Origin of the sequence: Photobacterium alginatilyticum, assembly GCF_009910675.1 — a bacterium.
Taxonomy (GTDB): Bacteria; Pseudomonadota; Gammaproteobacteria; order Enterobacterales; family Vibrionaceae; genus Photobacterium; species Photobacterium alginatilyticum.
In genome coordinates this window covers 1-3,478 of the sequence record NZ_RSEJ01000069.1, presented here as the reverse complement: position 1 = coordinate 3,478, position 3,478 = coordinate 1, and the positions used below count along the sequence as shown (strand labels likewise).

3 protein-coding genes are annotated in these 3,478 nt (G+C 42.9%); 2 read left to right on the top strand and 1 reads right to left on the bottom strand.

Features of this window, described 5'->3' with window-relative positions:
• Positions 1–288 precede the first annotated feature (288 nt).
• Together yqfB and EIZ48_RS27730 are read left to right on the top strand one after the other, a co-directional pair.
• Positions 289–609, top strand: coding sequence for a N(4)-acetylcytidine aminohydrolase (gene yqfB / locus EIZ48_RS27735; RefSeq protein ID WP_160658577.1), 321 nt, complete (start codon positions 289–291; stop codon positions 607–609).
• Between the two features lie 768 nt (positions 610–1,377).
• Positions 1,378–1,995, top strand: coding sequence for a hypothetical protein (locus EIZ48_RS27730; protein ID WP_160658575.1), 618 nt, complete (start codon positions 1,378–1,380; stop codon positions 1,993–1,995).
• 142 nt (positions 1,996–2,137) lie between these two features.
• Here the strand turns inward: EIZ48_RS27730 and EIZ48_RS27725 are convergent, their stop codons facing one another.
• The gene (locus EIZ48_RS27725; RefSeq protein ID WP_160658573.1) at positions 2,138–2,281 is read right to left on the bottom strand and encodes a hypothetical protein; all 144 of its coding nucleotides are present in this window, start codon (positions 2,279–2,281) and stop codon (positions 2,138–2,140) included.
• Positions 2,282–3,478 lie beyond the last annotated feature (1,197 nt).

Here is a 3,478-nt window from a genome sequence, read left to right as displayed (position 1 = left end):
TATGATGCTCAAGTAGGTGAAGCCTACGCAGCTGTTCGAGCTTTAAATAAGCTGTCGAGTCTTACCATGCCTCAAACAACTAGAGTTGATTAATCCCAAACAAATGTTGAGTCCGTTCAGCTTAAATTCGATTTACGCAACAAAGCCGGTTTAACAAGGCAATCAAGGTGATGCGTTACACTCGGCATTTTTGGTATAAAGTTCGGTGTACTTTGTTGGTTCAGTGGGGCACACCTTATTGCTGGCGTTATGTGCTTAGAGCAACTCAATAGAAATTAGGTGTAATCGATGAGTAGTTGTATGACGTTTTTCCAACGGTTGGAATGTCAAATCTTAACCGGTAAGAAGACCGCGACAATTCGTGATAAGTCGGATAGTCATTACTCTGTAGGTCAGATATTAGATGCATGTACTCACGAAGATGGTCGTAAAATGTGCCAGATAGAAATCTTGAGCATTGAATCGCTGAAGTTGAGTGAGTTAAATAGAACGCATGCAAAAGCAGAAAACCTTCCATTTGTGTTTGTTCTCAAGTGGATAATTCGTAAAATCTACCCAACTGAACAAGATTTGTTTTTCATACAATTCAGAGTTGTAAGTGGTTGTTAAACTGAAATATTCAGTGTAACTCTTGGTTGCGCACATAACAAAGGTATCAAGGTGACGCGTTACACTCGGCATTTTTGGTATGGAGTTCAGTAGATTTGGTGAGTTGTTCGTGGCGCACCTTATCCCAGGCGTTAGCTGTTTATTATTGGCAGGGGGTGAGTTTTGTGGCTGGTAATATTTTGGTTACCCCTCGGCTCAACGCTGGCATTTGTATTTGCTGCGGCTTTTAACTTTTGCGTAAGTCTGCCATTTAATATCGCATTTGGAAGGGGTTGAAGTGCAGTGGTTTCATTAACCGCCATCTCTCCCGCTATTGGCTATTGTGGACTCGGCGGTTTTCATATCAGGTTCCCATTTACAGTTGTTTTCCGCCTCCAATGATTATCGTGGGCAAGGTGTTGAAAGTGTCATGGGTTTAATAGAGTGGGTGGCAAGGTTTTAGATTTCGTCATGAGAAATGGCAGCCATCAACTTTGTCACACCGTATGCAGCAACAGTGCTGATGAAAGGCGCGTCAGATGTGATGCCCAACGAAAATTTAGTGTTCGCTAGGCGAGTCCCTTTGGCTTCTGTGGTAGTGTTAAGTGATTATTTTAAATAGACTTTACCAGCTAACAAGTGCTTCCAGTCTGACCCCAAACACTGCGCGGTTTTGGTGTTAACTCGCTGCGCTTAAACAATAACACAAAACCCGCTTCGTATTTGGGGCAGCTGAAGCTGGCGTTAAATGCTATTTGCAGTGTCCAACTAAAATTAGGGACAGAGGTTATGAAAATTGAGCAAGATCTACAGTCTAAATCTGTCCCGAAAATTAAGAGAGCAGTTTCTAAAATAACTAAAGAAAAACTTGAAAGTTATGAGGAAGCTCTATTATCTGCGTTGGAATTTTTGCTTTCTAAGCCGAAATCATGGCGAGTACCATCACTTGTCATTAGAGCTATCGGTATTACAGGTACTAAAAGTTCTGTACCTTATCTCAAAGAGTTAGTAAAACAAGATTTTGAGGCCACTGTACTTTATCGAGATCTAGGCTTTTCTATATGCTTGTTGGCAGACGTCGCAAACAATAGAGTTAACTTCCTAATCAGTTTGCTCGATAGCTCAAATGAGCTTCTTCTCTCTGGTGCGTGTTCAGCAATTTTATATTCAGGATTTATCCCGTGCGAACAGGATATCAAGATGGTTCTTGATGGGGTCGTAAAATATGATCAGTGTGAAGGTCAAGTAATTACGTCAAGATGTTACATTGCAGCAGCCTGTTATTCTTGGCCTCAGTTAAAAACTAGAGAGTTTCTTAAAAGTTGTACAAAATCATCTTGGGCGGGTTTAGTCGATATTGCCAACGATTCACTTGCAAGTAAAAAAACAAAATATGTACTTGTATAGTAAAGCATTTAACAAGGCCATTAAATTGATGCATTACACGGCGCATTTTTGGTTTGAAGTATGGTGGGTTTTGTAAGTGCAGTGGGTGCACAACTTATGGCGGGTGTTAGCTGTCGATCGCTGGTTGATGTATTGCTTTGTTTTAATACTGTTGCCAGGCTGGCTTGGTCATTGTGTCGGGTACATCGATTTTATTGGCTTCCCAGTGGTAAGGTCTACATTCCATTTCTGCTAGACCATTGCCGTACAATAGCCTGTCTTCTTCGCGGTGAGTTGCAAATCCCACTGGCTATCCCATGCAGTGAGATCCGTTCGTCGTATTGTGCGGTTGAGGCAATGTGCCAATCGGTTCGCAATATCTCCGGCCATGGCAACCACACGTTCATGGTTACCGCAGTTGAGTATCGATCTGGATGTTGAAAGTGGTGTGGTTACAGAGGCTATGCGCCAAGATCCATTTGGCCAATGATGATCGCTGAGGCTGTGAACCGCGCTGTACTTTTGGCAAAGGCGGACAAGCCGCTTTGAGCTGGGAGACAGCTAACAAAACAATCAAGGTGATGCGTTTTACTCGGCATTTTTGGTTTGAAGTTCGGTGCGCTTGGTTGGTCCAACGTGGCACACCTTATTGTAGGCGTTATGGCGCAGGGGCGTACAGGCAACGTGGCTGTCGTTTTATTGCCGGCGGGTCGTGCTTAGTTGCTAGTGAATCTCAGTTTTCCAGCTCTGTTATGGTGATGGTAGTTCTCAAGGAAAATAGACAATTGTGGTTTCTGTATGCAACCGCCCGATTGGCGTTTTGAGGTGGCTTTTTTCATTTGTCCAATTGGCTCCTGCAGTTGTGTTGATTTCCTTCATTTTCGTTGGGTCGAGGCTTGGCAGCTAGCAAGCAGTAGTTTTCAAATCCTGTTATGGTGCTGGATGTTTGCAATGAAAATCGGCATCGTTGGTTCCAGTCCGCAGCACGCTCGATTGTCGTTTAGTACTCGCTGTTTTTTTTCTTAAGCACCGATTCACACAGATAGAAGAGAGCAGTCCGTTCCTCTTCTGAATAAATCCTGTTTAAATTCCCATCAAAAAAGTCAGGTTTCAGTTATAGCTACCTGAAATTAATCACAAAAACTGCGATCCCTCAACTTCCTATTTACTCAGTGATGTATGATGCCTGAATCATATGGCAGGCAAATGATCCTGTTTGGCGGTAGCGTGCATTGAAGTTGAGTAGGTTACTTGGAGCTCGCCATAACAAAGGTATCAAGGTGACGCGTTTGACTCGGCGGTTTTGGTTCGAAGTTCTGTGCGCTTGGTGAGTTGGTCGTGGCGCACCTTATCCCAGGCGTTATGCCTAAAATTCACAAATTAAGTAGAGGGGATATATGCCATTTATAACTGGTTTATTCAAAGATGGAAGTGAATATAAGAAAGCAATTACAAAAAGAACAAGGTGCTTACAATTTTGCACCGATGCATTGTTGGAAAGAAA

Bases quoted from the DNA above. Each gene is read 5' to 3' on its own strand.
- yqfB (WP_160658577.1), top strand. From the start codon at position 289: ATGAGTAGTTGTATGACGTTTTTCCAACGGTTGGAATGTCAAATCTTA.
- EIZ48_RS27730 (WP_160658575.1), top strand. From the start codon at position 1,378: ATGAAAATTGAGCAAGATCTACAGTCTAAATCTGTCCCGAAAATTAAG.